Origin of the sequence: Pseudomonas sp. MWU12-2037 (assembly GCF_023242345.1) — a bacterium.
GTDB lineage: Bacteria > Pseudomonadota > Gammaproteobacteria > Pseudomonadales > Pseudomonadaceae > Aquipseudomonas > Aquipseudomonas gingeri_D.
Genome location: NZ_JALLIZ010000002.1, coordinates 81,121 through 107,669 on the forward strand (window position 1 = coordinate 81,121; position 26,549 = coordinate 107,669).

Below are 26,549 nucleotides of genomic sequence, written 5' to 3' on the forward strand. Positions count from 1 at the left end.
ATGTGGGACTTTTCGCAAATACCCACAGATTACTGCGCTTCGAGTTCCTTGCCACGGGTTTCCGGCAGGCTCAGGGCCGCGAGAATTACCACGCCGTAGGACACGGCGGCAAAAGCGCCGATCCCCAGGCTCAAGGACACTTTCTGGCTGAGCAGGCCGATCAGCAGCGGAAAAAACGCCGCCAATGCCCGCCCGATGTTGTAGCAAAAACCTTGGCCCGAACCGCGAATCCGCGTAGGGAACAGTTCGGTGAGAAACGCGCCCATGCCGCTGAAAATCCCCGAGGCGAAAAAGCCCAGGGGCAAGCCCAGCCAGAGCATGACTTCGTTGCTGACCTGCAGCTGGGTGTACAACAGCACGATAATGAAGGAGCCGACGGCGAACAGGATGAAGTTCTTCTTGCGCCCCAGCAGATCGGTCAGGTACGCGCTGATCACATAACCGATGTAGGAACCGGCGATCACCATGGCCAGGTAACCGCCCGTGCCGAGTACGCTCAGGCCGCGCTCGGTCTTCAGATAGGTCGGCAACCAGGCGGTGATGGCGTAATAACCACCCAGCGCGCCGGTGGTCAACAGGGAAGCCCGCAGGGTCGTACTGAGCATGCCCGGGGCAAAGATCTCGTAGAAGTGCGTCGGGTTGCTCGGGGCTTCCTGGTTCTTGGCCTGGCGATAGACCTCCGGGTCCTTGACCAGGCGCCGAACGAAAATCACAAAGATCGCCGGCACGATGCCCAATACGAACAGGGCACGCCAGGCGTCCTCGGGCGGCAGCAGGGAAAACAACAATGCATAGAGGATCGCGGTCAAACCCCAGCCCAGGGCCCAGCCCGATTGCACCATGCCGACCGCCTTGCCGCGATCCTTGGCGCGGATCACCTCGCCCATCAGCACCGCACCGGCGGTCCATTCCCCGCCGAAACCGAAGCCCATCAAGGTCCGGGCCACCAGCAACTGGTGGTAGTTCTGGGCAAAGCCGCAGAGAAAGGTGAACACGGCGAACCAGAGCACCGTCAGTTGCAGGGTGCGTACCCGGCCGATGCGGTCGGAGAGAATCCCGGCGATCCAGCCACCAAGGGCCGAGGCAATCAGGGTACTGGTGGAAATCAGCCCGGCCTGGCCGGTGGTGAGGCCCCAGAGGGCGATCAGCGTCGGGATGACGAAACTGAGCATCTGGGTGTCCATGCCATCCAGGCCGTAACCGATCTTGCAACTCCAGAACGTACGACGCTCCTGCTGATCGAGGTTGCGATACCAGGTGAAAGGACCGGGTGGGCCCTCGGCTTGGGTGACGTCCAGCGAGCCTGGCGTAGTCATGGGGGGAAGTTCTCCGCATAAAACTTATTGGTATTGTTCTGGCGACCAGCGGGGCATAGGCTTATCGTGCCTGACCGGTCGAAGGCCATTTTTCGTTGGCCGTGCCCTCTGCGTCCAACTAATTAAAGTCCTGCCCTGGCATAAGAAAAAGTTGATTGCATGAACCTCAAATTTCTCGAGACCTTCGTCTGGGTCGCACGACTGAAGAGTTTTCGCCTGACGGCGGACAAGCTCTTCACCACCCAGGCGTCCATTTCCAGCCGTATCGCGGTGCTCGAAGGTGAGCTCGGGGTGAAGCTGTTCCTGCGCGATTCACGCGGCGTCAGCCTGACTCCCGAAGGGCTCAAGGTGCTCGACTATGCCGAGCAGATGATGGACACCATGCAGGCCCTCAAGCATGCCATCGAGATCAGTTCGACCAAGGTCGGGCGCCTGCGCATCGGGGTGATGGACACGGTCATCCATACCTGGCTCAGCCCGTTGGTGGCGCAGATGTCGGATCGTTTTCCACTGGTGGAAATCGAGCTGGTGGCCGATACCGCGCTGAACCTCTGCGATCAGCTGCAAAAAGGCTTTCTCGACCTGGTGCTGCAAACCGACCTGTTGCGCCAGGAATCGATTCGCAGCCTGAAGCTGATCAGCCACCCGATGGGCTGGGTGGTGGCCAGCAACTCGATCTATAACCGCGAATACGCAAGCCTGGCCGAGATCGCCCGGGAGCGCATCGTGACCTTCTCGAAAAACTCGCGGCCGCATCAGGAAATCCTGGGCCTGATGCAGGTCCATGGCGTGCCGACGCCGCGGCTGAACTGCGTCAACTCGGTGTCGGCGATTACCCGGCTATTGCGTGATGGTTTCGGTATCGGCGCCCTGCCGTCGGTGCTGGTGCGCGAAGAGCTGATGCGCGGCGAGTTGACCTTGCTGGCCTTGGACGTCCGCCCGCCGAACCTGGAAGTGGTGGTGTCCTGGCGGGTCGGCGTGGAGTTGGTGGAGGAAATTGTCGCGCTGTGCCAGGAGGTCTTGCACAGCTATGCGGACAAGATGGGCGAGCAGTATGTGGTCCTGAGCAAGCCCGCCCTCCCCGGTCAATAACCTCGTTCGCGCCGCGCCAGGCGTTCACGCTGGCGCTTGCCGCCCAGCACCACCCAATCCACCAGGCGGAAGAAGCCTTCGATCACGAACGAGAACAACAGCGCCGCGCCCATCGCCCAGCCGATCGCCTCGGGCGACAGCAGGACCTGGTAGGTGTAGCCCTGCAAGGTTTCCTGGCGGATATCCGGATCGGCCGCATACGCCACCTGCAACGCGCGTTTGTACCAGGGCCCCTGCATCGCCTGGAACTGGTCGTCCAGCAGGCGCTGACGAGTGAGCAAGTTGCCGAGGCTGTCGGCATCGCTGCGGAACACCGGATCGTCACTGGCACGATAATGCGCCACCAGGGCCTGCAGATCACCGTTGAAGAACTGCTCGGCGGTCTTCTGGAAACCCTGGAGGTTGGTCTGCGCTTCAATCAGGTGCGCTTCGACCCGCTTGGCGTAGTCATTGATAAAACCCGGTACCTGGACACCGATCAACAGCCCCAGGGTAAACAGAATCAGCCGCAGGTAACTCAACCACATAACGGACTTCCTTATTCGGTTTGGCCCTGGCTGACGCATTCACCGCGTCGCCACAGACTCCATTGGCCCGGTTCGTAGCGGGTCCAGGTTTCGTTTTCGGTCAAAGGTTCGGTGGCGATCACCGTCACCACGTCATTGGGCGTGGTTTCGGCCTGGAAGTCGACGATCACATCGACATCCTTCAACCGTGCCGGCCCGAACGGCGCGCGCCGGGTGATTTGCGCCAACTTGGTCGAGCAATAGCAGAACAGCCAGTCACCGTCGCTGAGCAGGCAGTTGAACACGCCCTTAGCGCGATATTCGGCACAAGCCTGGACCAGGGACGGCAGCAGTACTTCGATGTCCACCGGCTCCGGAAAGGCCTGGCGCACGCGGTTGAGCAGGTCGCAGAAGGCCGCTTCGCTGTCGGTATCGCCTACCGGACGATAAAAGCTGGTCGGCGGTTGGAAGTCCGCCAACTGGCCATTATGGGCGAAACACCAGTTGCGGCCCCACAGTTCACGGACAAAGGGATGGGTATTGGACAGGCAGACCTTGCCGACATTGGCCTGGCGGATATGCCCGATCACCACTTCGCTCTTGATCGGGTAACGCTGCACCAGGTTCGCGACCTCGGACTCGCAGCTCGCCGCCGGGTCCTGGAACAGCCGCAAGCCACGGCCTTCGTAGAAGGCGATGCCCCAGCCGTCACGATGGGGGCCGGTACGCCCCCCGCGCTGCATCAGACCGGTAAAGCTGAAAACGATATCGGTCGGTACATTGGCGCTCATGCCCAACAATTCACACATGCTCGGACTCTCGCTTCAATGCAGTGACACGCTTACAGACGCGGTTCGACCCGCGGGCGACCATTGCCACCGGTCGGCGGCTGACGGCCAAAACGCTCGTTGCGCTCGGCTGCGGTGAACGGTTGATCGTCTTCCTCGGGCTCGGTCGCCGGGACAGTGCCAGCCGCAACGGGCTGCGGACGACGGGCCTTGATGGAGCGCTCGATGGGCCAGCGGATCAGCGCGAAGAGCAGATAGACGCCCACGGCGATCATCAGGTACATGAACAGATCGGAAACCGCGCGCCAGGCGTTGTTGCCGACCTTGAACATCAGGTCCAGGGCTGTAATGGCCACCGCCGGGGCGAATTTTTCCTTCACCGGGTCGATAATGGTCGGGCTGAACAGCAGCACCGCCATCACCACGCGCAGCGGCTCGCGCAGCCAGCGCCAGATCCAGCGGGTCAGGCGAAACCACACCAACAAGCAGCCCAAGGCGGCGAAGGCGTAGCAGCCCCAGGCGATCAAATAGTCGTTCTCGGTCATGGTGTCCATGGCAAGGCTGGCAAGTAGACGCTTATGATAACGGCTTTTCGCCGGTCCGGCTGCCCCGCCGTCAGCGATCAGCCAACAGAGAGTTGCCCATGTCCTTCGATAGCAACGTCAACAGCGCCCCGATTGCCCGCCGCGACGCGGGCGCGGACCCTTACGCCTGGTTGCAGGAACGCGACAGCGATGCCGTGCTCGACTACCTCAAGGCCGAAAACAGCTACCAGGAAGCGCAACTGGCCGATCAAGGCAAACTGCGCGAAAGCCTGTTCGAGGAGATCAAGGCGCGGATTCTCGAAACCGACCTGTCCCTGCCATCGCCCTGGGGACCGTTCCTGTACTACACCCGCACCACCGCCGGCGACGAATACCCGCGGCATTACCGCTGCCCGCGTCCGGCCGATGACAGCCTGACGGTGGATGAAAGCGCCGAAACCCTGCTGCTCGACCCCAACATACTGGCCAAGGGCGGCTTCTTCTCCCTCGGTGCCTTCAGCGTCAGCCCGGATCACCAACGCCTGGCCTACAGCCTCGACACCAGCGGCGAAGAAGTCTATCGCCTGTACGTCAAGGAGCTCGACAGCGGCGCGGTCAGCGAACTGCCGTTCGAGGACTGCGATGGCAGCATGACTTGGGCCAACGACAGCCAGACGCTGTTTTTTGCCGAACTGGACGACACCCATCGGCCCCACAAGCTGTACCGCCACCGCCTCGGCGACAGCACGGCCGAGGAAGTCCTGCACGAAGCCGATGGGCGCTTCTTCCTGCACTGCTACCGCAGCAGTTCCGAACGCCAACTGGTGGTGCTGCTCAATAGCAAGACCACCAGCGAAGCCTGGGCCCTGGACGCCGATACCCCGACCCAGGCCTTTACCTGCCTGGCGCCACGGGTCGAAGGCCACGAGTACTTCGTCGACCACGGCCAGCACCAGGAACAGTGGAGCTGGTTTATCCGCAGCAACCAGGACGGCATCAACTTCGCCCTGTTTCATGCCCCGGACCACGGTGTGCCGGGCCGCGACGACTGGCAATTACTGGTGCCCCACGACGACCAGGTGATGCTCGAAGGCCTGACCCTGAACGCCTCGGCCCTGTGCCTGAGCCTGCGTGAAGGTGGCTTGCCGATCATCGAGGTGCGCCCCCAGGGCCTGCCGAGCTATCGCGTGCAACTGCCGGATGCCGCCTACAGCCTCTATGTGCAGGACAGCCTGGAATTCACCAGCCAGACCATCCGCCTGCGTTACGAGGCCCTCAATCGGCCGGCCCAGATCCGCCAACTGACCCTGGCCAACGGCGAACAGAGCGTCCTCAAGCAGACCCCGGTGCTGGGCGATTTCGACCCCGACGCCTACGTCAGCCAGCGTCTCTGGGCCACCGCCGCGGACGGCACCCAGGTGCCCATCAGCCTGGTGGTCAAGCGCGAACTGCAAGGCCAGGCCACCCCGCTCTATCTCTACGGCTACGGCGCCTACGGCGAAAGTCTCGATCCGTGGTTTTCCCACGCCCGCCTGAGCCTGCTGGAACGCGGCATGGCCTTCGCCATCGCCCATGTGCGTGGCGGCGGCGAACTGGGTGAAGCCTGGTATCGCGCCGGCAAGCAGGCGCACAAGCAGAACACCTTCGACGACTTTATCGCCTGCGCCGAGCACCTGATCGCCGAAGGCCTGACCACCTCGAAACAACTGGCCATCAGCGGCGGCAGTGCCGGCGGCCTGTTGATCGGTGCCGTGCTCAACCAGCGCCCGGAGCTGTTCCAGGCCGCCATCGCCGAAGTGCCGTTCGTCGATGTGCTGAACACCATGCTCGACCCGGACCTGCCGCTGACCGTCACCGAATACGACGAATGGGGCAACCCCGAGGAGCCCGAGGTGTACGCGCGGATCAAGGCCTACGCACCGTATGAAAACGTCCGCGCCCAGGCCTACCCGGCCGCCCTGGTGATCGCCGGCTACAACGACAGTCGCGTGCAATACTGGGAAGCGGCCAAGTGGGTGGCGAAACTGCGCGCCACGAAAACCGACGAGCATCTACTCTTGCTCAAGACCGAACTGGACGCTGGCCATGGTGGCATGAGCGGTCGTTATCAGGGATTACGTGACGTAGCCCTCGAATACGCCTTCGTGTTCAAGGTTCTCGGCCTGGTCTGAGGAACTCTGCCCGGCCCCCTTGTCTTAACCCTGGGCCGCCGGGCTTTAATGCCCGCACAGAACAACAGGCAACAAGAAAAGACCGTGAGCCATGTCAGAACCGACCTTACTGAATAACGAAATCCGCGACATGCTGATGGACAGCGGTTTGTTCGCCAGCCTGCTGCCGGCGGATTGCCTCGCCGCTGCCGGTTATTTCAGCATCAGCAGCGTCGCCAAGGGCGAAGCCATCTTCAATGAGGGGGATGCCGGGACCTTCATGTGCATCATTCACTACGGCAGCGTGAATGTGCAGAAGAGCAACGCCGAGGGTCAACCGGTGGTGATCGCCACCCTGCGCGCCGGTAGAGCCTTTGGCGAGATGGCGGTGCTCGATGGCGAGCGGCGCTCGGCCAGTTGCGTGGCCGCCAGTGATTGCCAGTTGCTCAACCTGGGCAAGGATTCCCTGGAAAAGATGCTCAACGATGCGCCGAAGATCGCCGCCAAGATCATCCGTGCCATCGCCATTGCGCTGTCCAGGCGACTGCGCATGGCGGACGGCCAACTGCTCTCGCAACAGATCTAGCTGGAGGTCTCCTTCGCCTTATCCGTCTTGTCGCTTTTATCGTTCTTGTCCGTCTTGTCGTTCTGTTCCGGACCCGGTTGGGTCTGGTCCTTGGGCGGCTGCGGCAACTCGATGCTGGGCAGCGGCTCGCCGGGTTTTGGCGGTGTGCGCGGGGTGATCTGCGGGGACGGCGTCGGGGTGGCCGTGCTCGGCGCTCCCGGTTTCGGCGTGACCGGTATCGGCGAAAGATCCTCGGCCCGTACCGTGGTAATGGTAAGCGCGGTCAATGCAATGACCGCTACAATAGCGCGTTTCATCAATGGCTCCGTTGCCAGACTTCTCTGTCTGCCATCAGGCTACTCGCAACGCGGCTATTTTGCCCCTCCCAATGAGATTTCCATGAAACGTTTCGTTCTGCTGGACACCGCTCCGATTCCTGAAAACGGCGGTGCCCTGTGCCTGTTCGAGTATGGCGAAGACTTCGTGATCAAGATCCAGGGCGGTGACGGCGGGCAATTGATGAACACCCGCATGCACGGCTCCGAAGATGCCCTGGCGGAAATTCCCTGCCGCAAGGTCGCCGGCCGGCCGCAATCGCGGGTGCTGATCGGCGGCCTCGGCATGGGCTTCACCCTGGCCGCGGCCCTCAAGCACCTGGGCAAGACCGCCGAAGTCGTGGTCGCGGAACTGGTGCCCGGCGTCGTCGAATGGAACCGCGGCCCGCTGGGAGAAAAAGCCGGCCGGCCGCTGGATGACCCGCGCACGGTGATCCGCCTGGAAGACGTGGCCAAGGTCCTGCAGGCCGAGCCCAATGGCTTTGATGCGATCATGCTCGATGTCGACAACGGTCCCGAAGGCCTGACCCAGAGAGCCAACAGCTGGCTCTACTCGGCGGGCGGCCTGAGCGCCTGTGCCAAGGCCCTGCGGCCCAAGGGCGTGCTGGCGGTGTGGTCGGCCAGCGCCGACAGCCACTTCAGCGACAAGCTGCGCAAGGCCGGCTTCAAGGCCGAGGAAGTCCAGGTCTATGCCCACGGCAACAAGGGCACGCGCCACACCATCTGGATCGCCGAGAAGCTCAAGAACTGAGCTAAACTTTGCCGCATAACCGTCATTAACCTATTCGACAAGGTGAACCCATGAGTTCGGCCAACCCTCCCTCCCATACCGCCAAGCTGGACCGCATCCTGGCCGATGCGAAACGCGATAAAGAGATGGGCTATCGCGACAAGGCACTGAAGATGTATCCGCACGTGTGTGGTCGCTGCGCCCGTGAGTTTTCCGGCAAGCGCCTGAGCGAGCTTACCGTGCACCACCGCGACCACAACCATGACAACAACCCGCAGGACGGTTCCAACTGGGAACTGCTGTGCCTGTTCTGCCATGACAACGAGCACTCGCGCTACACCGACCAGCAATACTTCGGCGACGGCTCCCTGAGCAGCCCGAAGATCGCCAAGGCCACCCACAACCCGTTCGCGGCGCTGGCCGGGCTGATGAAGAAAGACGAGTAAAAGCTACACCGTGAATCGCTGAACCAGCACGTTCAGGTCGCCACCCAGGCGCGACAGTTCAAGGCTCGCCGTCGCCGTGCGGGCACTTGACTGCGCCGATTCGTCGGCAATGTCGCGCACGCGGGCCAGATTGCCGCTGATCTGTTCGCAGGCGCGGGTTTGCTGATCGGCAGCCGTGGCAATCTGTGAGTTCATCGACTGGATCAACGACGCCGACTGGCGAATTTCACTGAGCACGCCACCGGCCTCACGGGCCAGGACCACACTGGAAAGGCTCATGTCCTGGCTCTGGCGCATGATCGCCGTGGCCTGTTCGGTACCGCCATGCAGGGCCGCGATCAACCCCTCGATTTCCTCGGTGGAACGCTGGGTACGCTGGGCCAGCGCCCGCACCTCATCGGCCACCACTGCAAAGCCCCGCCCGGCGTCACCTGCGCGAGCCGCTTCGATGGCGGCGTTGAGGGCCAGTAGATTGGTCTGCTCCGCCACCTCGCGGATCACCCCGAACACCCCGCCGATACGTTCACCGTCTTCACGCAGACGCTCCATCGCCAGGGCGGAACGATCGACGTTGAGTACCAAGGCTTCAAAGTGCTCGATCGCCTGGGTCACCACGCGGTTGCCCTCGACGCTGCGCCGCTCGGCCGCCTGCGCCGCCTCCGAGGCCTGCTGCGCGTTACGGGCGATATGCTGGGCACTGTCGACCATTTCACCCATGGCGCCGGCAACCTCTTCGGTCTGCTGGCGCTGCTGCGAGACTCCCGCGCTGCTATGGGCGGTGATCGTCGACAAGCCTTCGGCGGCCTGGGTCAGTTGACGCGTGCCTGCGCCGATGCTGCCGATCAGTTGGCGTAGGTGCCCGGCCATTTCCCGCATGGCCGTCATCATCTGCCCCAGTTCGTCACGCCGATGGCTTTCCAGGTTACCGGTCAGGTCGCCCGAGGCGATCTGCCGGGCCAGGGTCAGGGTCCGCTTGAGCGGCGGAACGATCTGCCGGGTCATGGCCCAGGCGGACAGCAAGCCCAGCAACAGCGCCAACCCGCCCGCCAGCAGCAGCTCGCCACGGGCCATCCGTACATCGTGAGCGCGTCCCTGTAGTTGCAGTTGATAGACCGCTGCACTCAGTTGCTGCAAGTCACCCGCCTGCGCCAGCATCGCCTGCTTGGCCTGCTGGCTCTTGAGCACGCTGGCGCTGAAGTCCACGACCCGATCCTGGTAGATCACCGCCGCCTGCAACGCGCCCAGCAAGGGTGTCTGCAAAGCATCACCCGGCAGTTGCCCGTACAAGTCGTTGCCCTGCACGCGAATGCGGTCGGCCATCTGCGAAACGCGCAACTGCGCCTCGGGTTGTGGATCGGCGATATACAAACGCACCTGATCGCGCAATTGCGCCATCAGCCATTGCAGCTCGGCCACCGCCTGCGCCTGATCGATGGTGACCGCCGGATCGCTACGCATCTGCTGGAAGAGTTGGGTACGCAAACGCGTCAACTGCTCGGCGATAGTCTCCATCACCGGCACCATGGCCTTTTCCGCTTCCCGGGCCTGGCGTCGGGCCGCGACGAACTCGGCAAAACTCTGTTGATAGGCCCGGGCCACCTCGCGGATACGTGTGAGAGTCGTCTGTGCGTCGGTTTCCAGGCTCATCTGCAGCTTGTCGACACCGGCATACAACGCCTGCATCTGCCCGGCATAGGCATCCACCGCCGCGCTTTGCCCGGTGCGGTCGAATTCGTTTTCCTGCAGGCGCACGGCGGCGATCTGGGTGTCCAGCGAGACACTGTCCACCAACGCCTCGCTGCGCATCGTCAGTTGCCCGATGCTGTACCAGGCAATCGCACTCAGCAGCGCCGTGAGCAGCAACACGATGCCAAACCCCAGGGTCAACTTGCGACGTACCGAAGCGCCCATCAACCAGTCAGCGACCATAACGAACTCTCCTGTGAAGCCGTCAACCGGCGAGGCAATGCGCCAAATGCCTTGAGGCACGTCGAGATGCCAGGCATTCTAAATCGAACGATCTAAAACACAAGGCCAAGATTTTTTCAAACGTTTGTAATTTAAAGCCCTATACCTTCTCAACAGGGCAAAGTACCAGTGTATGCGACTTCCTCCTTTATTCCTGTACCGAGAGCGTCTTCGATGAAACTGAACCAACTGATTCAAAATCTGCTGGGCGCCCGCCAACCGGCGCAGGTTTCGCGTCCGGAACAGGAGTTGTTGTCGAGCCTGTTGGTGATGGCCTGGGTGGTGGAGGCGCGTGATCCCTATACCGGCGGACATCTGTGGCGAGTGGCGCAGTTTTGCGAGTTGCTGGCGAAAAAAGCCGGCTTCGCGGTGGAGGAAGTGGCGCGGATCGCCCTGGGCGGTTTTGTCCATGACCTGGGCAAGGTTGGTATTCCCGACGCTGTGCTGCGCAAGCCCGGCCCCTTGAGCGACGAGGAGTACGCCGTGATCAAGACCCACCCCGATATCGGCTTCAGGCTGCTGCATGCCCACCCCCTGGCCACGCTGGTGGAAGATGCCGTGCGCCTGCACCACGAAATGCCGGATGGCCGGGGTTATCCCCTGGGGCTCAAGGCCGGCGAGATTCCGCACCTGGCGAGCATCGTCGGTATCTGCGACGCCTTTGATGCCATGACCAGCACCCGCCCCTATCGTGCGGGCATGCCGCAGGCACAGGCATTGCAGATCATCGGCAAGAACCTGGGGAGCCAGTTCGATGCGCACTTCGGCGCCTTGTTTATCGAGTTGGGGGAGTCGGGTGTCTTGAGCCCGATCATCGGCCATACCGACCAGGGCATTCCCCTGCGGCACTGCGGCATGTGCGGACCGACGGTGGTACTCAAGCGCGCGCACCGCGCAGGCGACCATGTGTTCTGCGGCAATTGCGGCGCCGACTATCTGCTGCTGCAGAAGACACCAGACAGCGTGCTGGAGCTGGAGGCCACCGGCACCTCTGGCAGCGCGAAAGACCTCAGCCCCGAGGCCGATGTCGAATTGATCGAGCGCCTGGTGCAACACCAATTCGTCCCGGTGCTGCGCGAGCAAGCGAGCTCTCGCCCGCACTAACCGGGTTGAGCCTCAGGCGGCCGGGCCCTTGGCGGTCTGGCCGAAGAGGATTTTCTTGCCGTCTTCCGTCTCCGTGGCACGCCGCGAATACGGCTCCCCCCGGGCATAGGCGCGCAATGTCGCCGGACGTTGTTCGATAGCGTGGAGCCAGCGACTCAGATCCGGGAAATCCTCGATATTCTGTTGCTGACGCTGCCACGGCGCTACCCAGGGATAGCAGGCCATGTCGGCGATCGAATAATGCTCGCCAGCAATGAACTCACGCCCTTGCAACCGACGGTCGAGCACACCGTAGAGACGGTTGGTCTCATTGACATAACGGTTGATGGCGTAGGGTATTTTTTCCGGCGCATACAGCCCGAAATGGTGATTCTGCCCGGCCATCGGCCCCAGGCCGCCCATCTGCCAGAACAGCCACTCGGTCACGGTCTTGCGCCCACGCACATCGGCGGGCAGGAACTGCCCGGTCTTTTCCGCCAGGTACAGCAGGATCGCCCCCGACTCGAACACCGTGATCGGCTCGCCGTCATCGGCGGGCGCGGTGTCGATGATCGCCGGCATGCGGTTGTTCGGCGAAAACGCCAGGAACTCCGGCTTGAACTGGTCGCCGGCGCCGATATCCACGGGATGGATACGGTACTCAAGACCCGCCTCCTCCAGGAACATTGTGATCTTGTGGCCGTTTGGCGTAGCCCAGTAGTAGAGCTCAATCATGCGATTCCCCTCGTAGACGCACTATTTCAATAACCCAAAGACCGGTCGCACCAGCCCTTCCAGCAATTCCCGTTCCGGCCTTGAGCGGGCCAGCACCCGCAGTCCCATCAGCACCGCCAGGCACATACGCGCCAGATCCTCCGCCGGCTGTGACGCATTGATGCTGCCCTGGGCCTGGCCGGCACTGATACAGCGCCGGAAAAAGCTCTCCATCCCCTCCTGGACCTTGGCCAGTACCGCCTTGAACTCCGGATCGTGGGGCGCCACCTCAAGGGCCGCGTTGACGATGAAACAGCCCTTGTGCTCAGGATCGCTCAGGGACAGTTCGATGATCTCGTTGAAGAACGTCTGGATGGCTTCGCGGGGCGGCAGTTGCTGCTCCAGGCGCACGGAACGCTCGCAGAAGCCGCGCTTGATGTAGTGATCGAGGGCCAGGCCGAAGAGCGCGCGCTTGTCACCGAAGGCGTTGTACAGGCTGGCCCCGGTAATCCCCATGGCCAGCGCCAGATCCCGTACGGAGGTGGCCTCGTAGCCACGGGCCCAGAAGCAGCGGATCGCCGCCTCCATTGCCCTGGCCTCGTCAAATTCTCTTGGTCGCGCCATAACTCACACATGGATTCAAATTGAAGTAGCGCAGATATTCGTTGAAACAAACGACGATTGCCACGCGCCAGCGTTTCGTCCTATTTTATAACACTCGATCCAAAACATCTGCCAGGACCTTTCGACATGATCCGTTTCTTTTTCCACCCGACGCCCAATCCGGCCAAAGTCGCCCTGTTTCTTGAAGAAACGGCGCTGCCCTACGAGCTGGTTCCGGTCGATACCAGCAAGGGCGAGCAGCACAGCCCGGAGTTCCTGGCAATCAATCCCAACGGCAAGGTTCCGGCAATCCTCGATACCGAAGGCCCGAACGGCCGCGAAGTCCGGGTGTTCGACTCGAACGCGATCCTGCTGTACCTGAGTGAAAAGACCGGACTGCTCGGCGGTGAACCCGGCGATCGGGGCGAACTGCTGTCGTGGATGATGTTTATCGGCACGGGCCTGGGACCATTTTCCGGCCAGGCGGTGCATTTCCAGCACTCGGCCCCGGAAAGCATCCCTTACGCCATCAATCGTTATCGCCGTGAAGCCGAGCGGCACTATCGGGTACTTGACCGGCATCTGGCCGGGCGCAGTTATATCGTCGGGGACAGCTATACGATTGCCGATATCTCGGCCTGGGGCTGGATTGATCGGGCCGCCCGCGTGCTCAAAGGCGAAGAATCGCCATTGGCGGCCTACCCCCATCTGTCGGCCTGGTTCCAGCGCATCGACGCGCGGCCAGCCGTGGCCCGCGCCCGCCAAGTGGGCAAGAGCCACGCCTTCAAGCAAGTCAACGACGAGCAAACCCGACGGGCGCTGTTCCCTTCGAACTATCCCGACACCACGAGCTGACGGAGATGCCGGTATAATCGCGTCTTTTTCCTGGAAGGCACCCGGCTCGTGGCAAACAAAAGGTACAGCTGCATTGGTTTGTATAACCCAAAGTCACCGGAGAACGTCGGCTCGGTGATGCGTGCGGCTGGCTGCTACGGCGTGGCTTCGGTGTTCTACACCGGCAAACGCTACGAACGGGCGCGGGACTTTGTCACCGACACCAAGAAAGTCCACCAGGACATTCCGCTGATCGGCATCGACGACCTGAAGAAAATCCTGCCCCTGGGCTGCGTGCCGGTGGCCGTCGAACTGGTAGAAGGTGCGCGCTCGTTGCCCGAATACACCCATCCGGATCGGGCGCTGTATATCTTCGGCCCGGAAGACGGCTCGCTGGACAAGGACATCCGCGACTGGTGCGAAGACGTGGTGTATATCCCGACCACCGGTTGCATGAACCTGGCGGCGACGGTCAATGTGGTGCTGTACGACCGCCTGGCCAAGGGTAACAACACCCGTTCCGGTCCGAAGTTCTAGGCTTTACTTCAGCAGCCCGCTCGCCAGCACCTTCGACGGCTCACCCATCACGCTTTCGCACAGCTGGATAAATTCCTCGGTGCTGACGGTATCCAGGCGCATCGCCGCCCGGCTGACATCATCGAGGGAACGCTTGCCATCGGTCTGCTGGCGAATCTCGCGATCCAGCGCCTGCAACAGCAACACCGCCCGTGCCACCGTCGCCCTGTCCACCTGTTCCCCCCGCAATGTGCCGACCTTGCGACTGAGCCGGGTCAAGCGCACCTGCAACGCCTGGTAACGTTCCTCGCTCATCCCACCGGCACGGCGCAACAACTCGATCGCGTAATACTGAGCCAGGCCTTCGCCGACCCAGTCACTGTGCTGGCTGTCATTGATCCGCCCGAACACATGAACCAGCTCGCGCACCAAGGCACTGTCCCCGGACTCGCTGATCAGCGGGGCGGTGCTGTGCAGGTAGATCGAATCGCGGCCCGCCTGACTGCCATGGGCCATTGACTCCCCGGCCCCGACCACCAGCAATTTACCGGGATTGCGCGGAAACACTTCCTGCAGCTTGGGCCAGACGAAGGTCAGCAGCGTCAGCACATCCATGCGCCGCATGCCTTCGCCCCGAGGCGCCGCGACCGTGACATCGGTTTCACCCAGGCGGGTCCGCCGGCTGCCCAGGTCGCCAGCCAGTATCCAGCCGACCGGCCGGTCGAACAGGCGTGAGACGTTGTCGATACGAAAGCGCTGCTTGCCGATACGCGGCCAGGCGGTCTCGACACTTTTCCAACCGCCGGGCAATTCGAATTCCAGGCGCGAGACCAGTTCGGTGCCGTCGTGCTGATCCAGATGGGCCGGCGGTACCAGGTCCTCGCCTCGCAACAGTGCCCAGGTCGGCGTCATCCGCGTCTCGAACGTGCCGTTGCTACGTGGATGGTTGAGACTGACCCGATAGCTCAGGCTGGCCTTGCCCGATGCCGGATGCCAGACACCACGGCGGCTGTCCGGCGTAGACCCGGAGCTCAGCTGCCACTGCCCGTCGGCCATGAAGTCACTGTAGTAACCCTGGTTGCCGAGATCGAAATCCAGGCTGCGCACCGCCGAACCCTGGGCCAGGGTCAGGCGCACCTCAGCCTGTTCGCTCTGGGGCAACAGGCGCACCCGATAGTCCAGGTCGACTTTTTTCCCGGCCCAACCCAGCCCGCTGAACACCATCAGCAGCAGGAACGCCGGCAGCCTGCAAGGTAACGACATGGAGTTCCTCGGGGTTGGCGGACATCAGCCGGCGCGGAAAATCAGATGATCTTCCCAGTCCTCTTCCGGCACGCTGCCTTCGGCAAGCATGCGCCCGGACTGGGAAATCCGCTCGTGGTGCACCGCGTCGCGGTCACCGCAGACCAGATGGTGCCAGAGCGGCAGGTCCTTGCCTTCGCTGACCAGGCGATAACCACAGGTCGGCGGCAACCACTTGAACTGGTCGGCCTGGCCCGGGGTGAGCTGGATACAGTCCGGCACCGAGTCGCGACGCTTGGCGTAGTCGGTGCACTGGCAGGTTTTCAGGTCCAGGAGCTTGCAGGCAATGCGCGTGTAATAGACGCTGTTGTCGTCTTCGTCCTCGAGCTTTTGCAGACAGCACAGGCCGCAACCGTCGCACAGCGACTCCCATTCCTCCTGATCGAGGTGCTCGAGGGTCTTGCGTTTCCAGAAGGGTTCGACTTTCGCGGCCATGGTTCAGACATCTGCATCGGGGAGTGAAAAGGCCGCCAGTCTAGTGCGCCAAGCCTTTGCGGCCAAGCGTCGGCGACTATCGGTTGAACAAGGCTTGTCAGGCCGCCTGCGGCGCAGTAGCTTTCTCGCTAATTTTCCCCAGTCAGGACTGTGCCATGAGCATCAACCCACGCATCGCCGATCACCCGATCGATCCCCAGTTCACCCAGCGCTGGTCGCCGCGCGCCTTTACCGGCGAGAGCATCCCGGAACAAACCCTGCTGAGCTTTTTCGAAGCGGCCCGCTGGGCGCCTTCGGCCTATAACTCGCAACCCTGGCGCTTTCTCTACGCCCGCCGCGACACGCCGAACTGGGAACGTTTCCTTGGCCTGCTGAACGAATTCAACCGTGGTTGGGCGCAACACGCCTCGGCTCTGGTGATCGTGATTTCGAAAACCACCTTCACCGCTCCCGGCGCCAGCGAAGAAACCCCGGCGCTGTGGCACACCTTCGACACCGGCTCGGCCTGGGGCCATCTGGCGTTGCAAGCCAGCAACAGCGGCTGGCACAGCCACGGCATGGCCGGCTTCGATCAGGAACTGACCCGCCGCGAGCTGAAGATTCCAGAAGGTTATGCACTGCATGCGGCAGTGGCCATCGGCAAGCTGGGCGACAAGGCGAGCCTGCCGGATTACCTCCAGGCCCGCGAAACCCCAAGCCCACGCCAGCCGCTGAGCACGCTGGTGGCTGAAGGCGATTTCAGCCTGTAACCCTCGCAGTTCCGCTCCACCGCGGACTGTAGGAGCAGGGCTTGCCCGCGAAGCTTTTAGCGATCTTGAAGGCCCCTTCGCTGGCCGGCCATGCTCCTACAAGGTGCCTGGCCAGCCCTGCAAACCGGGACCATCAATACCCGCGCTCGAAATCCACTTCCCCGCGCAACGCTTCCCCGGCCTGATAGGCCCGCAGGTTTTCGACAAACAACTGCACCATCATCCCCGGCGAAGTCGGTGCCGAACTGTGCCCGGTCAACAACAACCCCCAGGCCGTCCAGAACGGATGACGCTGCGGTAACGGCTCCTGCCGGCAGACATCGATCACCGCCCCCGCCAGATGCCCTTCCTTCAAAGCCTCCACCAGGTCCGCATCGACCACCGCCACGCCGCGCCCGACGTTGATAAACAGGCCGGTAGGCTTGAAGCGCTTGAACAACGCCGCATCGTACAGATCATGGGTATTGGGCGTGTTCGGCAACAGGTTGATCACATAGTCCACCTTGCCAACCCACTCACCCAGGGCTTCGAGCGCCGCCACCTCGATAAACGGTGCCTGCTCCCGCGCGGTACTGGCAATACCATACAACTCGACCCCAAAGGGTTGCAGGAACTGCGCAACGCTCTGGCCGATATCTCCGGCGCCGACAATCAGCACCTTGCGCCCCGCCAGGCTCTGGCCCATGCGGTTGTCCCACTTGCGCTCGACCTGGCTGACCAGGCGGGCCAGGACCTCACGCTCATGCCCCAGCATATAGGTCAGCACATACTCGGCCATCACCTGGCCAAAAATCCCCACCGCACGAGTCAGTCGGTAGTCCCTTGGCAGGCCCTCGGCCAGCAGCGGGGTGACACCGGCCCAGGTCGATTGCAACCACTGGGGGCCGTGCCCCTGACGCAACAGGGTCGCCAACAGGTCCGGCTGCCCCAGCCAGACCGGGCAATCGGCCGCCATGCTCGACAGCGTGGCCGAATCGCTGCTGGTCATGACTTCAAGTTCCGGGGCCATCTGCTGCAGCAAGCTGGCATAGAGGGCGTGGTCGTGTTCGGCAATCAGAACGCGCATGGTTCAAACCTTTCAAAAACAGTGCAGGCAGCCGCCGACGGAGTTCGCTCCATCGTCATCGGCCACTGCCAGAAAATACAGTCCATTTGAGTCGAGCACTCCGGACAGAGCACTCAGAGATGTCTGTCAGATCGGATCATTGCGCCGCAACAGCTCTTCGGGCAAATGTTCGATGTATTCGTCTTCGGCCGGCGGCATCTGCAGGTGATAGCCCTGCTTCTCGAGGTTCTCCAGCACCTGGTGGATATCTTCGCGCGACAGCGTGCGCTCGGGTGTCAGGACCAGGTCGAAGGCATGATGCGGTTTACCGAAGGCCAGCAGCAGATTTTCCGGAACGCGCTCCAGAGCATCGCTCTTGAGCACGTAGAGGTACATCTCGTTGCGGCGCGGGCTTCTGTAGATGGAGCAAATACGTTTCAAGGCTGTTCTCCGGCAGTGGCCAGGCTGTCGAGCAGCGCCTGGCCCATCAACTCGCGGCGCCAGCCACGCAGCGAATCGGGCAATTGGTAAGGTCCATGGGGAAAGCCGCTCTTGATCAGCGCTTCCAGGGTTTTCTTGCGCAGCATCAATTCTGGCGCAACGCCCAGGCGTTCGGCTTCGGCCTGACCGAGGGCACGCAGGCGCTTGACCAGCGCCGAGGCTTCGATCGGCAAGGGCTCGGGCACCGCCGGTGGCCATTGGTCCATCGGCGCGCTACCGGCCTGCTTGATCAGCTCCAGCAGGAACTCGCCATCCTGGCGCACGGTACGCGGGTGCATGTCCTCTATGCGGGCCAATGCCACCAGGTTGTCCGGCTGGCTCTTGGCCAAGGGCCACAAGGAGTGCTCGCGGATGATCCGGTTACGCGGCAGATCGCGGGCGCGGGCTTCGCGTTCGCGCCAGGCGCACAGCTCGCGCAGCACGACCAATTGCGCACGGGACAGCTTCCAGGCCAACTTCGCCTCGCGATAGACCTCGTAGGGGTCGACCTCGCGACGCAGGTTGGCCACCAGTTCCGCGCCGTCTTCCAGGACCCAGGCGTACTTGTCGTCCGACAGCTTCGGGCGCAGGCGGGTGTAGACCTCGGCCAGGTGCACGGCGTCTTCGGCGGCGTAGCTGACCTGGGTTTCCGACAGCGGACGCTGCAACCAGTCCGAACGGGTCTCACCCTTGGGCAGCTCGATACCCAGGACTTCCTGCACCAGGCGCGAATAGCCCATGGAAAAACCGAGGTTCAGGTAGGCGGCGGCAAGCTGGGTGTCGAACAGCGGCACCGGCAGGCTGCCGGTCAGGCGCAACAGCACTTCGAGGTCTTCACTGCAGGCGTGCACGACCTTGACCACGGCCGGGTCTTCGAGCAACGCCGCCAGGGGTTGCCACTGGTCGATGGTCAGGGGGTCGATCAGGTAGGCACGCTCGCCGTCACCGATCTGGATCAGTCCGGCAATCGGATAAAAGGTGTCGACCCGCATGAATTCGGTGTCGAGGGCAACAAAGGGTAACTGTTGCCATTGGGCGCAATGCCGACCGAGGCTATCGTTGTCGCGAATCCAGTGAATATCGATGGCCACACGGCTCTCCCTTGAAGAATGGCACGCAGTATATCTCGCCACCGGGGTTTGCGAGCACTCACTCTGCAAGTGCCGAGACGAAAGAGCTGACTGAACGAAAAGAATAGTCTTACTTAGCGATTTGAAGTGTTCACGCCAGGATCAACTGTTCTTGCGCAGCACATAGAGGCGACGCATGGCGTAACCCGGAAAGAAGTCGCGGTGACCAATGATGTCAAAGCCGGCTTCGCGGAATTCCCCTTCGACCAGCGCCTTGCCGAACAGCACGCGTTGCGAGTCCTGGCCATACGCCTGAGCCTGACGCCGCCGATGCCAGGCCATGACCTTGCCGTCCATCCATAACGAGAGGATCACAGTGTCGCGGCTGACCCGGTGGAACTCACGCAGGATCACCAGCCGGTGCTCTCTGTCGCCCAGATGCTGGAACAACGGCATACAGAAAATGCAGTCCACCGCATTCTCAGGCAAGCCGATGGCAAACACCGAGCTTTGGAAGGTCCTGACCCGTTGGAGCAGATCGACGGGATGATGGACCGCGCATTGATCCAGTATTTCCTGCGAAGGGTCGGCCGCAAGGATCACCCGGTTGCCGCGCTCGGCCAGCACCGGCCAGAAACGTCCGGTACCGCTGGGCAGATCGAGGACCAAGCCGGGCTCGCCGGCCAGCTTCAGCGCCTGGCGCACCCACTGTTTTTCCCGCGCCAACCCCAGGCGCCGGATCAGGCCGTGGGGAGACTTCTCCAGGCGAGCCCGGGCATGCTCGCGTGCATGCTGGCGGGCAAGTTCAAGCTCATCGGTTGAGGGTGGCTGCGCAGGCATGACTTGCAAACTCTCGGGGGTGGACCTGTGCCGGGCGGGTCGAACACACGGGATCGGTTTGAGGGGGTGCCGGGAGCCCAAAACACTCGCTCGACAACGCTTCGAACCTTAGTCAGGCACGCATCAATATTTCGTGAAAAATTCCCGCCCTTATTGTTCAACAGATTACCGGACCGTCATTCACGCCTGCTGCAAATACCAGCGCCAGTCCTGCTCACCGACCTCGCCCATGAACTGCCGGTATTCGGCGCGCTTGACCGCCAGGTAGACCCCGAGGAACTCACGGCCAAACGCTTCCCGTGCCCAGGCGGATTCTTCCAGGGCGCGCAGGGTGGTCAACCAGTCGGTGGGCAGGCGCTTGCCGGCCTGGGCGTAGCCGTTGCCTTCGACCGGCGCACCGGGGTCAAGGCGCTCGCGAATCCCGCGATGAATCCCCGCGAGAATCGCCGCCGCTGCCAGATAGGGGTTGGCATCGGCGCCGCAGATGCGGTGCTCGATATGCCGCGAAAAGGCCGGTCCGCCCGGTACTCGCAAGCTCACGGTGCGGTTGTCGACACCCCAGGTCGCCGCCAGCGGTGCATAGCTGTTGCTCTGGAAACGCCGGTAGGAGTTGGCATTCGGGCAAAACATCAGCAACGCATCGAGCAGGGTCGCAAGCATGCCGCCCACCGCCTGTTTGAGCAGCGGCGTGCCGTCGCCGGCTTCGCTGGCGAACAGATTGTTACCCGCCGCGTCCGCCAGGCTGACGTGCATGTGCATACCGGTACCGGCCAGATCGTCGAACGGCTTGGCCATAAAGCAGGCAATCATCCCGTGTTTGTGCGCCACGCCCTTGACCAGGCGCTTGTAACGCACCGCCTCGTCCATCGCCTGCAAGGCATCGGTGCGGTGTTCCAGGGTAATCTCGACTTGGCCCGGAGCGTACTCGGAGATCGCCGTACGCGCCGGAATACCCTGGAGTTTGCAGGCACTGTAGAGGTCGGCGAGGAACGGCTCGATCTGCTCCAGCTCCCGCAGACCGTAGACCTGGGTAGTGCTCGGACGTCCACCGTCAGCGTCGCGGGCCGGCTGCGGCCGACCCTGGCTGTCACGCTTCTGGTCGAGCAGATAGAACTCCAGCTCCGCCGCCATCACCGGGTGGTAGCCGTCGGCCTTGAGCCCATCGATTACCCTGGCCAGCAGATGCCGCGGATCGGCTACCGTCGCCGGCAGCCCCTCGCTGGAGTGCATGCTGACCTGCACCGACGCGGTCGGGATCAACCGCCAGGGCATGCGCTGCAAGCTGCAACTCAAGGGATACGCACGGCAATCGATATCCCCCACCTCCCAGACCAGGCCGGAGTTCTCCACATCATCGCCGTTGATGGTCAGACCGAGAATGGTGCTGGGCAGCGGGCGACCACTGACATAGACCGCCAGCAGTTCGTCGCGGTGCAACAACTTGCCGCGGGGGACGCCGTTGTTGTCGAGGATGAACAGCTCGAACATCTCGATATCGGGGTTGAGCTCCAGAAAACTCAGGGCTTCTTCGGTACAGGCAAAGGCTGGGCAGGCAACACTCATGGGATTCTCGTCTTCCGCGTCGGGCAGGCGCGCACGCGCCCACCGGGTCGATCGCAACGGCCAGGGCAGGCCAATGGCGATCAATGAAAAAACTCAACGGGGAAAACCGACATCCGGCGGGCGCGCGTGACGGCAATGCCACAGCGCCCAGAAGGCCAACTCGGAAGGCAAGGCCACCAGGCTCGGAGAGGCACGCAACAGCGGACGCCGCCGCGAGCGGACACCAGGCGTCGAGGCGCCCGTCCCTGCTGCGTAGCGGATCCCGCCGAGCCAATCGTCCATATACCTGCCGCGATAAACCTGAGACCGCCAGCCTCACACGAGCACCCGGGTGATTAAATTCAGTTTTGAAGAAGCTTGCATGTGCAATGACTAAACATTGCGCCACTGCCCCGCCAGCGTCGCGAACGCCTGGCAGGCCGCACTGCGCCAAGCCCCCCGGCGACTGAGCAGGGCCACCGTGCGTTGTGGCAACCCCGGCGTCAGCCCCAGCGCCACCAGCCCCGGCTGTTCGAGGGCAATGGCCGCGGGCAGGATAGTCGCCAACTGACCACGGCGGACCAGTTCGACAATCGCACTGATGGAGTTGGCCTCGATGGCGATGCGCGGCACGATACCGTGCTGACGGCAATACAGGTCGATGTGCTGGCGCGTGGCGAAATCCTGGCTGAGCAGGACCAGCGACTGCCGCTCCAGCTCATCGGCAGTGAGGGTCTTGCCCGTCGCCTGCGGATGAGCCGCACCCACCATCAGGCTCAAGGTTTCGCTGAACAGCGCTTCACCCTGGATATCCGCCAGGTGCATCCCGGTAAAGGCAATGCCGATATCCAGCCGGTCCTCGGCCAACGCGGCCTCCAGGCGATCCTGGGTCATTTCCTCGACACTCAGGGTGATGCCCGGGTAAAGACTGTGGAAGCGATGCAACAGCGGCGCAATGAGGTACGCCGTGAAGGTCGGCGTCATGGCCAGGCGCAGACTGCCGCGACTCAGATCCTGCACATCGTGCATCGCCCGCTTGCCCGCCTCCAGGTCCTGCAGGGCCAACCGGGCAAAACGCACATAGGCCTCGCCGGCATCGGTCAGACGGATGCTGCGTCCCGAGCGGTCGAACAGCGCCGCCCCGAGGCTGTCCTCGAGTTGCCGGATCTGCTGGGACAAGGTCGGCTGGGAGACATGCAGGGCCTCGGCGGCCCGGGTGAAATTGCGGTGGTCGGCGACAGCCAGCAGGTAACGGATATGACGCAGCAGCATCGGGCACTCAACTATAGGCAAGGCTTATAGCTTTCATAATAAGCCGGTCTTGGACGCTATGCCTGAAAACTTCCATCCTTGCCCCATCAGCCACACGCAAGGAGACACATCATGCAAGCCATCATCGACGGATTCCTGAAGTTCCAGCGCGAAGCCTTTCCAACCCGCAGCGCCCTGTTCAAGCAACTGGCAACCACCCAGAGCCCCGCTACCCTGTTCGTCACCTGCTCGGACAGCCGGGTGGTACCGGAACTGCTGACCCAGCAGGAACCCGGCGATCTGTTCGTGATCCGCAATGCCGGCAATATCGTGCCCTCCTACGGCCCGGAGCCGGGCGGCGTCTCGGCCACGGTGGAGTACGCGGTGGCGGTACTGGGAGTGCGCGATATCGTGATCTGCGGCCACTCCGATTGCGGTGCGATGACGGCGATCTCCACCTGCAAATGCCTCGATCACCTGCCGGCGGTGGCCAACTGGCTACGTCATGCCGAGTCGGCCAAGGTCATCAACGCCGCCCGCAACCATGTCTCGGCCGAGGCGCGACTGGATGCCCTGGTGCGGGAAAACGTGATAGCCCAGCTGGCCAATCTGAAGACTCACCCGTCGGTCGCCCTGGCGCTGGAACAAGGTCGGCTGAACCTGCATGGCTGGGTGTACGACATCGAGAGCGGCTCCATCGCGGCTCTCGACGGCAGTACCGGTCGTTTTGTCTCACTTGCCGAACAGCCGCAAGCCTGCGCGCTATCGACACAACCGCCACAAGTTGCCTGATCTGAATCCTACTGACGAAAGCGAGGAAATCACCATGTTGCAGTCCCAATTCGCACAAGCTCCACGCCTGGCCCTGGCCGACACCATCATCGACGCCAAGCAGCGCCTGAACCTGTCCTGGCAGGACCTGACCGACGGCACCGGCCTGAGCCTGGCCTTCGTCACCGCCGCCCTGCTCGGCCAGCACCCGCTGCCGGCCAGCGCCGCCGACGTGGTCTGTGAAAAACTCGGCCTGGACCAGGACGCCAGTCGCCTGCTGCAAAGCGTGCCGTTGCGCGGTAGCATTGGCAATGGCGTCCCGACCGACCCGACGATCTATCGTTTCTACGAAATGATCCAGGTCTACGGCAGCACCTTGAAGGCCCTGGTCCACGAACAGTTCGGCGACGGCATCATCAGTGCCATCAACTTCAAGCTGGATATCAAGAAGGTCGAGGACCCGGACGGCGGCTCGCGCGCGGTCATCACTCTGGATGGCAAGTACCTGCCAACCAAACCGTTCTGATAAAACGACAAGGCCAGGGCTGAATGCAGCCCTGGCCTTTTCACAGGCTCACACCCGCAATGGGTTTTATCGCCTGATCAGATCGCAACCTTGGCGTAGGACTCGCGATCCAGATCCACCACTTCCACCGAAAGCTGTACTTCAATACCTTCCGGCCAATCACCAAGATCCTTCAATCCCGCCAGCAGGCTCTCGGAAAGTTGTTTCTTGATCTGTGCCGAGCGCCCGCTCAACAGCGCCAGCTTCACATGCACGAAGCCGCGCTCGCCCAGCCCTGTCCCCACGCGAAACGCCCCCAGTTCCATGGCCCGGCTCTTGATATCGAACTCGGCGCCGAACTGCCCGGAGGCCACCAGCGCATGGTTGATACGCAGCAACGCCTTGTCGGCGTCGAATTCAGTCAGGTTGGGGGTGTATTCCAGGAAAACGTGAGGCATTTACAGGCTCCAAAACAGCGGAATAGGAAGGCACACAGATATAGCACGCGGCCTTAGGGAAAGATCGTGAAACGATAGCGCATTGGCGCGCCGTCTGCTCCTGGACCAAATACAGAAGGGTCAAGGTAAAAAAACGGCGTAAAGACTTTGAAAATCGTATCCGAACTACTACACTCGAAACCAACACACACCCTGGTCACTACCGAGGTGTTTGACGATTGGCTGCGGCGATTGAAAGACCCCATCGCCAAGGCACGCATCCTCTCCCGCCTGATCTCGGCGCAATTCGGCGCGCTGAGCGATACGAAGAGGGTCACCGACGGGGTCAGTGAAATGCGTATTCATACAGGTCCTGGCTATCGCGTTTATTTCGCTCGCCGGGGTGAAATTCTGATTCTGCTGTTGTGTGCGGGCGACAAGTCATCGCAAAAACGCGACATCAAACACGCCAGGCTGATCCTGAGCGAGATCGAACGAGGTGATCGAACATGACCACGCTGAAACCCTTTGAGGCCAGTGATTACCTGAGCGACGAGGCAACCATTGCCGAACTGCTCAACGTGGCCCTGAAAGACAAGAATCCCGACGTATTTCTCGCGGCACTGGCGGCTGTTGCCAAGGCTCGTGGCATGACACGGGTTGCCCGCGACTCCGGCATGGGTCGCGAGAGTCTCTACAAGGCCCTCGCTCCCGGAGCCAAACCCCGCTACGACACCCTGCTCAAGCTGGTTGACGCCCTGGGCGTGGAACTGGTGGTGCAACCCACCTGAGCCAACCCGCCAGGGCGACCGGCACCCTCAAGGCACCAGGGGCTGGCGATCACTCATGAAATGCTCAAGCCGCGAACGCAGCCAACGCTCGGCCGGATCGGTATCGACAATCCCGAGCCAGACCATCGACAGGTCCAGGTTCGGCACCTTGAACGGTAGCGGTTCGTCAAACAGCAACCCTGACGCTGCCATGGCCTTGGCCGTGTAATCCGGAAGGCTGGCGACCAGATCGGTGCCCGCGAGCAGGGCCGGCAAAGCGCTGTATTGAGGCACCGAGAGCACCACATGACGCTTGCGGCCGATTTCCGCCAGCCACTCGTCCGCCAGACTGCTGATATTGGCGGTATGGGACACCAGGACATGGGGTCGCGCGCAGTACTCATCGAGGCTCAAGGGCGCCGTCGAGGCGTCGGCGCGCAGGATCATCGGCTGGATATGGCGCAACAGCTTGCGCTTGGCATTGGCCGGCAAACCGCGGGTCTGGCTGATGCCCACGGTAATGTCGCCGGAGGCCAACAGGTCGGGAATACGCCAGTAGTCGACGTGCTGGACCACGATCACCACATTCGGCGCTTCCTGGCGCAAGGCTCGCAGCAGCGTCGGCAACAAGCCGAACTCGACATCGTCCGACAGGCCGATGCGAAAGGTCATGGTGCTGCTGGCCGGGTCGAAGTCGTGAGTCAGGCTCAAGGCATTCGACAGCGAATCCAGCGCCGGTGACAGGTGCTGGATGATCTCCTCGGCCCGCGCGGTGGGCTCCATGCGATGGCCGACACGGATAAACAGCGGATCGTTGAACATCACCCGCAGGCGATTGAGCGCCGAACTGATGGTCGGCTGGCCGAGAAACAGCTTCTCCGCGACCCGCGTCACATTGCGTTCAAGCATCAGTGTTTCGAAGACCACCATCAGGTTGATGTCAGCCTTGCGCAATTCGTTGCGGTTCATCTGTGGCCCCAGGCTCATCGATTCTGCTTCAGTCTAGGAAGGTAAGAAGGGACGTGTCTAGACGACGAAGGGACGGTTGTGCGGACAAATATTGAACCAATGGTGCTGTGACGCACACCTTAGCAGCCTCTTTACGCAGGATGAACGTACAGAATTCCAGAAAACCTCCCAAATTCCGATTTATACCCTGGAAACTCATATTTTCTTAAGAAT

General features: G+C 62.2%; 32 protein-coding genes. 13 read left to right on the forward strand and 19 right to left on the reverse strand.

The features are described 5' to 3' along the window. Nucleotides 1–29 precede the first annotated feature (29 nt). Nucleotides 30–1,316 (reverse strand): MFS transporter, encoded by a 1,287-nt coding sequence (locus M5B42_RS03465; protein WP_103498691.1) that lies wholly within the window; start codon nucleotides 1,314–1,316, stop codon nucleotides 30–32. A gap of 159 nt (nucleotides 1,317–1,475) precedes the next feature. On the opposite strand from M5B42_RS03465, the gene M5B42_RS03470 reads away from it, so the two are divergent. Beyond that, the gene (locus M5B42_RS03470) at nucleotides 1,476–2,408 is read left to right on the forward strand and encodes a LysR family transcriptional regulator (RefSeq protein WP_103498690.1); all 933 of its coding nucleotides are present in this window, start codon (nucleotides 1,476–1,478) and stop codon (nucleotides 2,406–2,408) included. On the opposite strand, the gene M5B42_RS03475 is transcribed toward M5B42_RS03470, so the two are convergent. From M5B42_RS03475 to M5B42_RS03485, 3 genes are read right to left on the reverse strand one after another with little or no spacing between them, the layout of a single operon-like run. Beyond that, nucleotides 2,402–2,935 (reverse strand): DUF2937 family protein, encoded by a 534-nt coding sequence (locus tag M5B42_RS03475; protein ID WP_103498689.1) that lies wholly within the window; start codon nucleotides 2,933–2,935, stop codon nucleotides 2,402–2,404. The genes M5B42_RS03470 and M5B42_RS03475 overlap by 7 nt on opposite strands. Nucleotides 2,936–2,946: 11 nt before the next feature. Next, nucleotides 2,947–3,723, reverse strand: coding sequence for a class II glutamine amidotransferase (locus M5B42_RS03480; protein ID WP_103498688.1), 777 nt, complete (start codon nucleotides 3,721–3,723; stop codon nucleotides 2,947–2,949). A 32-nt stretch (nucleotides 3,724–3,755) separates the two neighbouring features. Beyond that, nucleotides 3,756–4,247, reverse strand: coding sequence for an MFS transporter (locus M5B42_RS03485; protein ID WP_248745052.1), 492 nt, complete (start codon nucleotides 4,245–4,247; stop codon nucleotides 3,756–3,758). Nucleotides 4,248–4,345: 98 nt separating this feature from the next. On the opposite strand from M5B42_RS03485, the gene M5B42_RS03490 reads away from it, so the two are divergent. Both M5B42_RS03490 and M5B42_RS03495 read left to right on the forward strand, forming a co-directional pair. Further along, nucleotides 4,346–6,397 carry a S9 family peptidase gene (locus tag M5B42_RS03490; protein WP_152738296.1) on the forward strand — a complete coding sequence of 684 codons (2,052 nt, stop codon included), beginning with the start codon at nucleotides 4,346–4,348 and terminating at the stop codon, nucleotides 6,395–6,397. A gap of 91 nt (nucleotides 6,398–6,488) precedes the next feature. After that, nucleotides 6,489–6,962, forward strand: coding sequence for a cyclic nucleotide-binding domain-containing protein (locus tag M5B42_RS03495; protein ID WP_152738293.1), 474 nt, complete (start codon nucleotides 6,489–6,491; stop codon nucleotides 6,960–6,962). Here the strand turns inward: M5B42_RS03495 and M5B42_RS03500 are convergent. After that, nucleotides 6,959–7,258, reverse strand: coding sequence for a hypothetical protein (locus M5B42_RS03500; protein WP_152738290.1), 300 nt, complete (start codon nucleotides 7,256–7,258; stop codon nucleotides 6,959–6,961). The genes M5B42_RS03495 and M5B42_RS03500 overlap by 4 nt on opposite strands. A gap of 82 nt (nucleotides 7,259–7,340) precedes the next feature. On the opposite strand from M5B42_RS03500, the gene M5B42_RS03505 reads away from it, so the two are divergent. Both M5B42_RS03505 and M5B42_RS03510 read left to right on the forward strand, forming a co-directional pair. Then, nucleotides 7,341–8,027 carry a hypothetical protein gene (locus M5B42_RS03505; protein WP_152738287.1) on the forward strand — a complete coding sequence of 229 codons (687 nt, stop codon included), beginning with the start codon at nucleotides 7,341–7,343 and terminating at the stop codon, nucleotides 8,025–8,027. A gap of 50 nt (nucleotides 8,028–8,077) precedes the next feature. After that, nucleotides 8,078–8,452, forward strand: a complete 375-nt coding sequence (locus tag M5B42_RS03510; RefSeq protein ID WP_103498682.1) for a YajD family HNH nuclease — start codon at nucleotides 8,078–8,080, stop codon at nucleotides 8,450–8,452. Between the two features lie 3 nt (nucleotides 8,453–8,455). Here the strand turns inward: M5B42_RS03510 and M5B42_RS03515 are convergent, their stop codons facing one another. After that, the gene (locus M5B42_RS03515; RefSeq protein ID WP_152738284.1) at nucleotides 8,456–10,381 is read right to left on the reverse strand and encodes a methyl-accepting chemotaxis protein; all 1,926 of its coding nucleotides are present in this window, start codon (nucleotides 10,379–10,381) and stop codon (nucleotides 8,456–8,458) included. Between the two features lie 213 nt (nucleotides 10,382–10,594). Here M5B42_RS03515 and M5B42_RS03520 point away from each other — a divergent pair, with 213 nt between their 5' ends. Next, entirely contained in the window at nucleotides 10,595–11,524 is a 930-nt protein-coding gene (locus M5B42_RS03520) for an HD-GYP domain-containing protein (protein WP_248745053.1), read from the forward strand. Between the two features lie 12 nt (nucleotides 11,525–11,536). Here the strand turns inward: M5B42_RS03520 and M5B42_RS03525 are convergent, their stop codons facing one another. After that, complete coding sequence (locus tag M5B42_RS03525) at nucleotides 11,537–12,238, reverse strand: glutathione binding-like protein (protein ID WP_103498679.1); 702 nt, start codon at nucleotides 12,236–12,238, stop codon at nucleotides 11,537–11,539. 21 nt (nucleotides 12,239–12,259) lie between these two features. Then, nucleotides 12,260–12,841: a TetR/AcrR family transcriptional regulator gene (locus tag M5B42_RS03530; RefSeq protein ID WP_152738275.1), complete on the reverse strand. Its 582-nt coding sequence runs from the start codon at nucleotides 12,839–12,841 to the stop codon at nucleotides 12,260–12,262. A gap of 126 nt (nucleotides 12,842–12,967) precedes the next feature. On the opposite strand from M5B42_RS03530, the gene M5B42_RS03535 reads away from it, so the two are divergent. Beyond that, entirely contained in the window at nucleotides 12,968–13,675 is a 708-nt protein-coding gene (locus M5B42_RS03535) for a glutathione S-transferase C-terminal domain-containing protein (protein ID WP_177100003.1), read from the forward strand. 48 nt (nucleotides 13,676–13,723) lie between these two features. Continuing rightward, nucleotides 13,724–14,191, forward strand: a complete 468-nt coding sequence (locus M5B42_RS03540) for an RNA methyltransferase (protein ID WP_007926908.1) — start codon at nucleotides 13,724–13,726, stop codon at nucleotides 14,189–14,191. A 3-nt stretch (nucleotides 14,192–14,194) separates the two neighbouring features. Here M5B42_RS03540 and M5B42_RS03545 read toward each other — a convergent pair whose 3' ends face one another. Further along, a complete protein-coding gene (locus M5B42_RS03545) occupies nucleotides 14,195–15,433 on the reverse strand; it encodes a hypothetical protein (RefSeq protein ID WP_248745054.1) in 1,239 nt (412 codons plus the stop codon). 24 nt (nucleotides 15,434–15,457) lie between these two features. Beyond that, nucleotides 15,458–15,907, reverse strand: a complete 450-nt coding sequence (locus M5B42_RS03550) for a YcgN family cysteine cluster protein (RefSeq protein WP_103498675.1) — start codon at nucleotides 15,905–15,907, stop codon at nucleotides 15,458–15,460. Nucleotides 15,908–16,062: 155 nt separating this feature from the next. Here M5B42_RS03550 and M5B42_RS03555 point away from each other — a divergent pair, with 155 nt between their 5' ends. After that, the gene (locus tag M5B42_RS03555; RefSeq protein WP_103498674.1) at nucleotides 16,063–16,656 is read left to right on the forward strand and encodes a nitroreductase family protein; all 594 of its coding nucleotides are present in this window, start codon (nucleotides 16,063–16,065) and stop codon (nucleotides 16,654–16,656) included. 133 nt (nucleotides 16,657–16,789) lie between these two features. Here M5B42_RS03555 and M5B42_RS03560 read toward each other — a convergent pair whose 3' ends face one another. From M5B42_RS03560 to cynR, 7 genes are all read right to left on the reverse strand, one after another. Continuing rightward, nucleotides 16,790–17,722 carry a D-2-hydroxyacid dehydrogenase gene (locus M5B42_RS03560; protein ID WP_248745055.1) on the reverse strand — a complete coding sequence of 311 codons (933 nt, stop codon included), beginning with the start codon at nucleotides 17,720–17,722 and terminating at the stop codon, nucleotides 16,790–16,792. 126 nt (nucleotides 17,723–17,848) lie between these two features. Continuing rightward, nucleotides 17,849–18,142, reverse strand: coding sequence for a YcgL domain-containing protein (locus M5B42_RS03565; protein WP_103498672.1), 294 nt, complete (start codon nucleotides 18,140–18,142; stop codon nucleotides 17,849–17,851). Then, entirely contained in the window at nucleotides 18,139–19,272 is a 1,134-nt protein-coding gene (rnd, locus tag M5B42_RS03570) for a ribonuclease D (protein WP_103498671.1), read from the reverse strand. Before rnd ends, M5B42_RS03565 begins: the two co-directional genes overlap by 4 nt. A 141-nt stretch (nucleotides 19,273–19,413) precedes the next feature. After that, nucleotides 19,414–20,091: a class I SAM-dependent methyltransferase gene (locus M5B42_RS03575; RefSeq protein ID WP_177099993.1), complete on the reverse strand. Its 678-nt coding sequence runs from the start codon at nucleotides 20,089–20,091 to the stop codon at nucleotides 19,414–19,416. Between the two features lie 180 nt (nucleotides 20,092–20,271). Next, nucleotides 20,272–21,654 (reverse strand): glutamine synthetase family protein, encoded by a 1,383-nt coding sequence (locus M5B42_RS03580; RefSeq protein ID WP_248745056.1) that lies wholly within the window; start codon nucleotides 21,652–21,654, stop codon nucleotides 20,272–20,274. 93 nt (nucleotides 21,655–21,747) lie between these two features. Beyond that, a complete protein-coding gene (locus M5B42_RS03585; protein WP_248745057.1) occupies nucleotides 21,748–21,936 on the reverse strand; it encodes a hypothetical protein in 189 nt (62 codons plus the stop codon). 90 nt (nucleotides 21,937–22,026) lie between these two features. Further along, nucleotides 22,027–22,905 carry a transcriptional regulator CynR gene (gene cynR / locus M5B42_RS03590; RefSeq protein ID WP_248745058.1) on the reverse strand — a complete coding sequence of 293 codons (879 nt, stop codon included), beginning with the start codon at nucleotides 22,903–22,905 and terminating at the stop codon, nucleotides 22,027–22,029. Nucleotides 22,906–23,016: 111 nt separating this feature from the next. On the opposite strand from cynR, the gene M5B42_RS03595 reads away from it, so the two are divergent. Together M5B42_RS03595 and cynS are read left to right on the forward strand one after the other, a co-directional pair. Further along, nucleotides 23,017–23,676, forward strand: coding sequence for a carbonic anhydrase (locus M5B42_RS03595; RefSeq protein WP_103498668.1), 660 nt, complete (start codon nucleotides 23,017–23,019; stop codon nucleotides 23,674–23,676). A gap of 34 nt (nucleotides 23,677–23,710) precedes the next feature. After that, a complete protein-coding gene (gene cynS, locus M5B42_RS03600) occupies nucleotides 23,711–24,181 on the forward strand; it encodes a cyanase (RefSeq protein ID WP_248745059.1) in 471 nt (156 codons plus the stop codon). Nucleotides 24,182–24,258: 77 nt separating this feature from the next. Here cynS and M5B42_RS03605 read toward each other — a convergent pair whose 3' ends face one another. Then, nucleotides 24,259–24,618 (reverse strand): 5-carboxymethyl-2-hydroxymuconate Delta-isomerase, encoded by a 360-nt coding sequence (locus M5B42_RS03605; RefSeq protein ID WP_152738245.1) that lies wholly within the window; start codon nucleotides 24,616–24,618, stop codon nucleotides 24,259–24,261. 153 nt (nucleotides 24,619–24,771) lie between these two features. Between M5B42_RS03605 and M5B42_RS03610 the strand changes: the two genes are divergently transcribed. Together M5B42_RS03610 and M5B42_RS03615 are read left to right on the forward strand one after the other, a co-directional pair. After that, entirely contained in the window at nucleotides 24,772–25,110 is a 339-nt protein-coding gene (locus M5B42_RS03610) for a type II toxin-antitoxin system RelE/ParE family toxin (protein WP_103498709.1), read from the forward strand. Next, nucleotides 25,107–25,388 carry an addiction module antidote protein gene (locus M5B42_RS03615; RefSeq protein ID WP_100938869.1) on the forward strand — a complete coding sequence of 94 codons (282 nt, stop codon included), beginning with the start codon at nucleotides 25,107–25,109 and terminating at the stop codon, nucleotides 25,386–25,388. The genes M5B42_RS03610 and M5B42_RS03615 overlap by 4 nt, the downstream gene beginning before the upstream one ends. Before the next feature lie 27 nt (nucleotides 25,389–25,415). Here the strand turns inward: M5B42_RS03615 and M5B42_RS03620 are convergent, their stop codons facing one another. Further along, nucleotides 25,416–26,336, reverse strand: coding sequence for a LysR family transcriptional regulator (locus tag M5B42_RS03620; protein WP_103498665.1), 921 nt, complete (start codon nucleotides 26,334–26,336; stop codon nucleotides 25,416–25,418). Nucleotides 26,337–26,549: the final 213 nt, after the last annotated feature.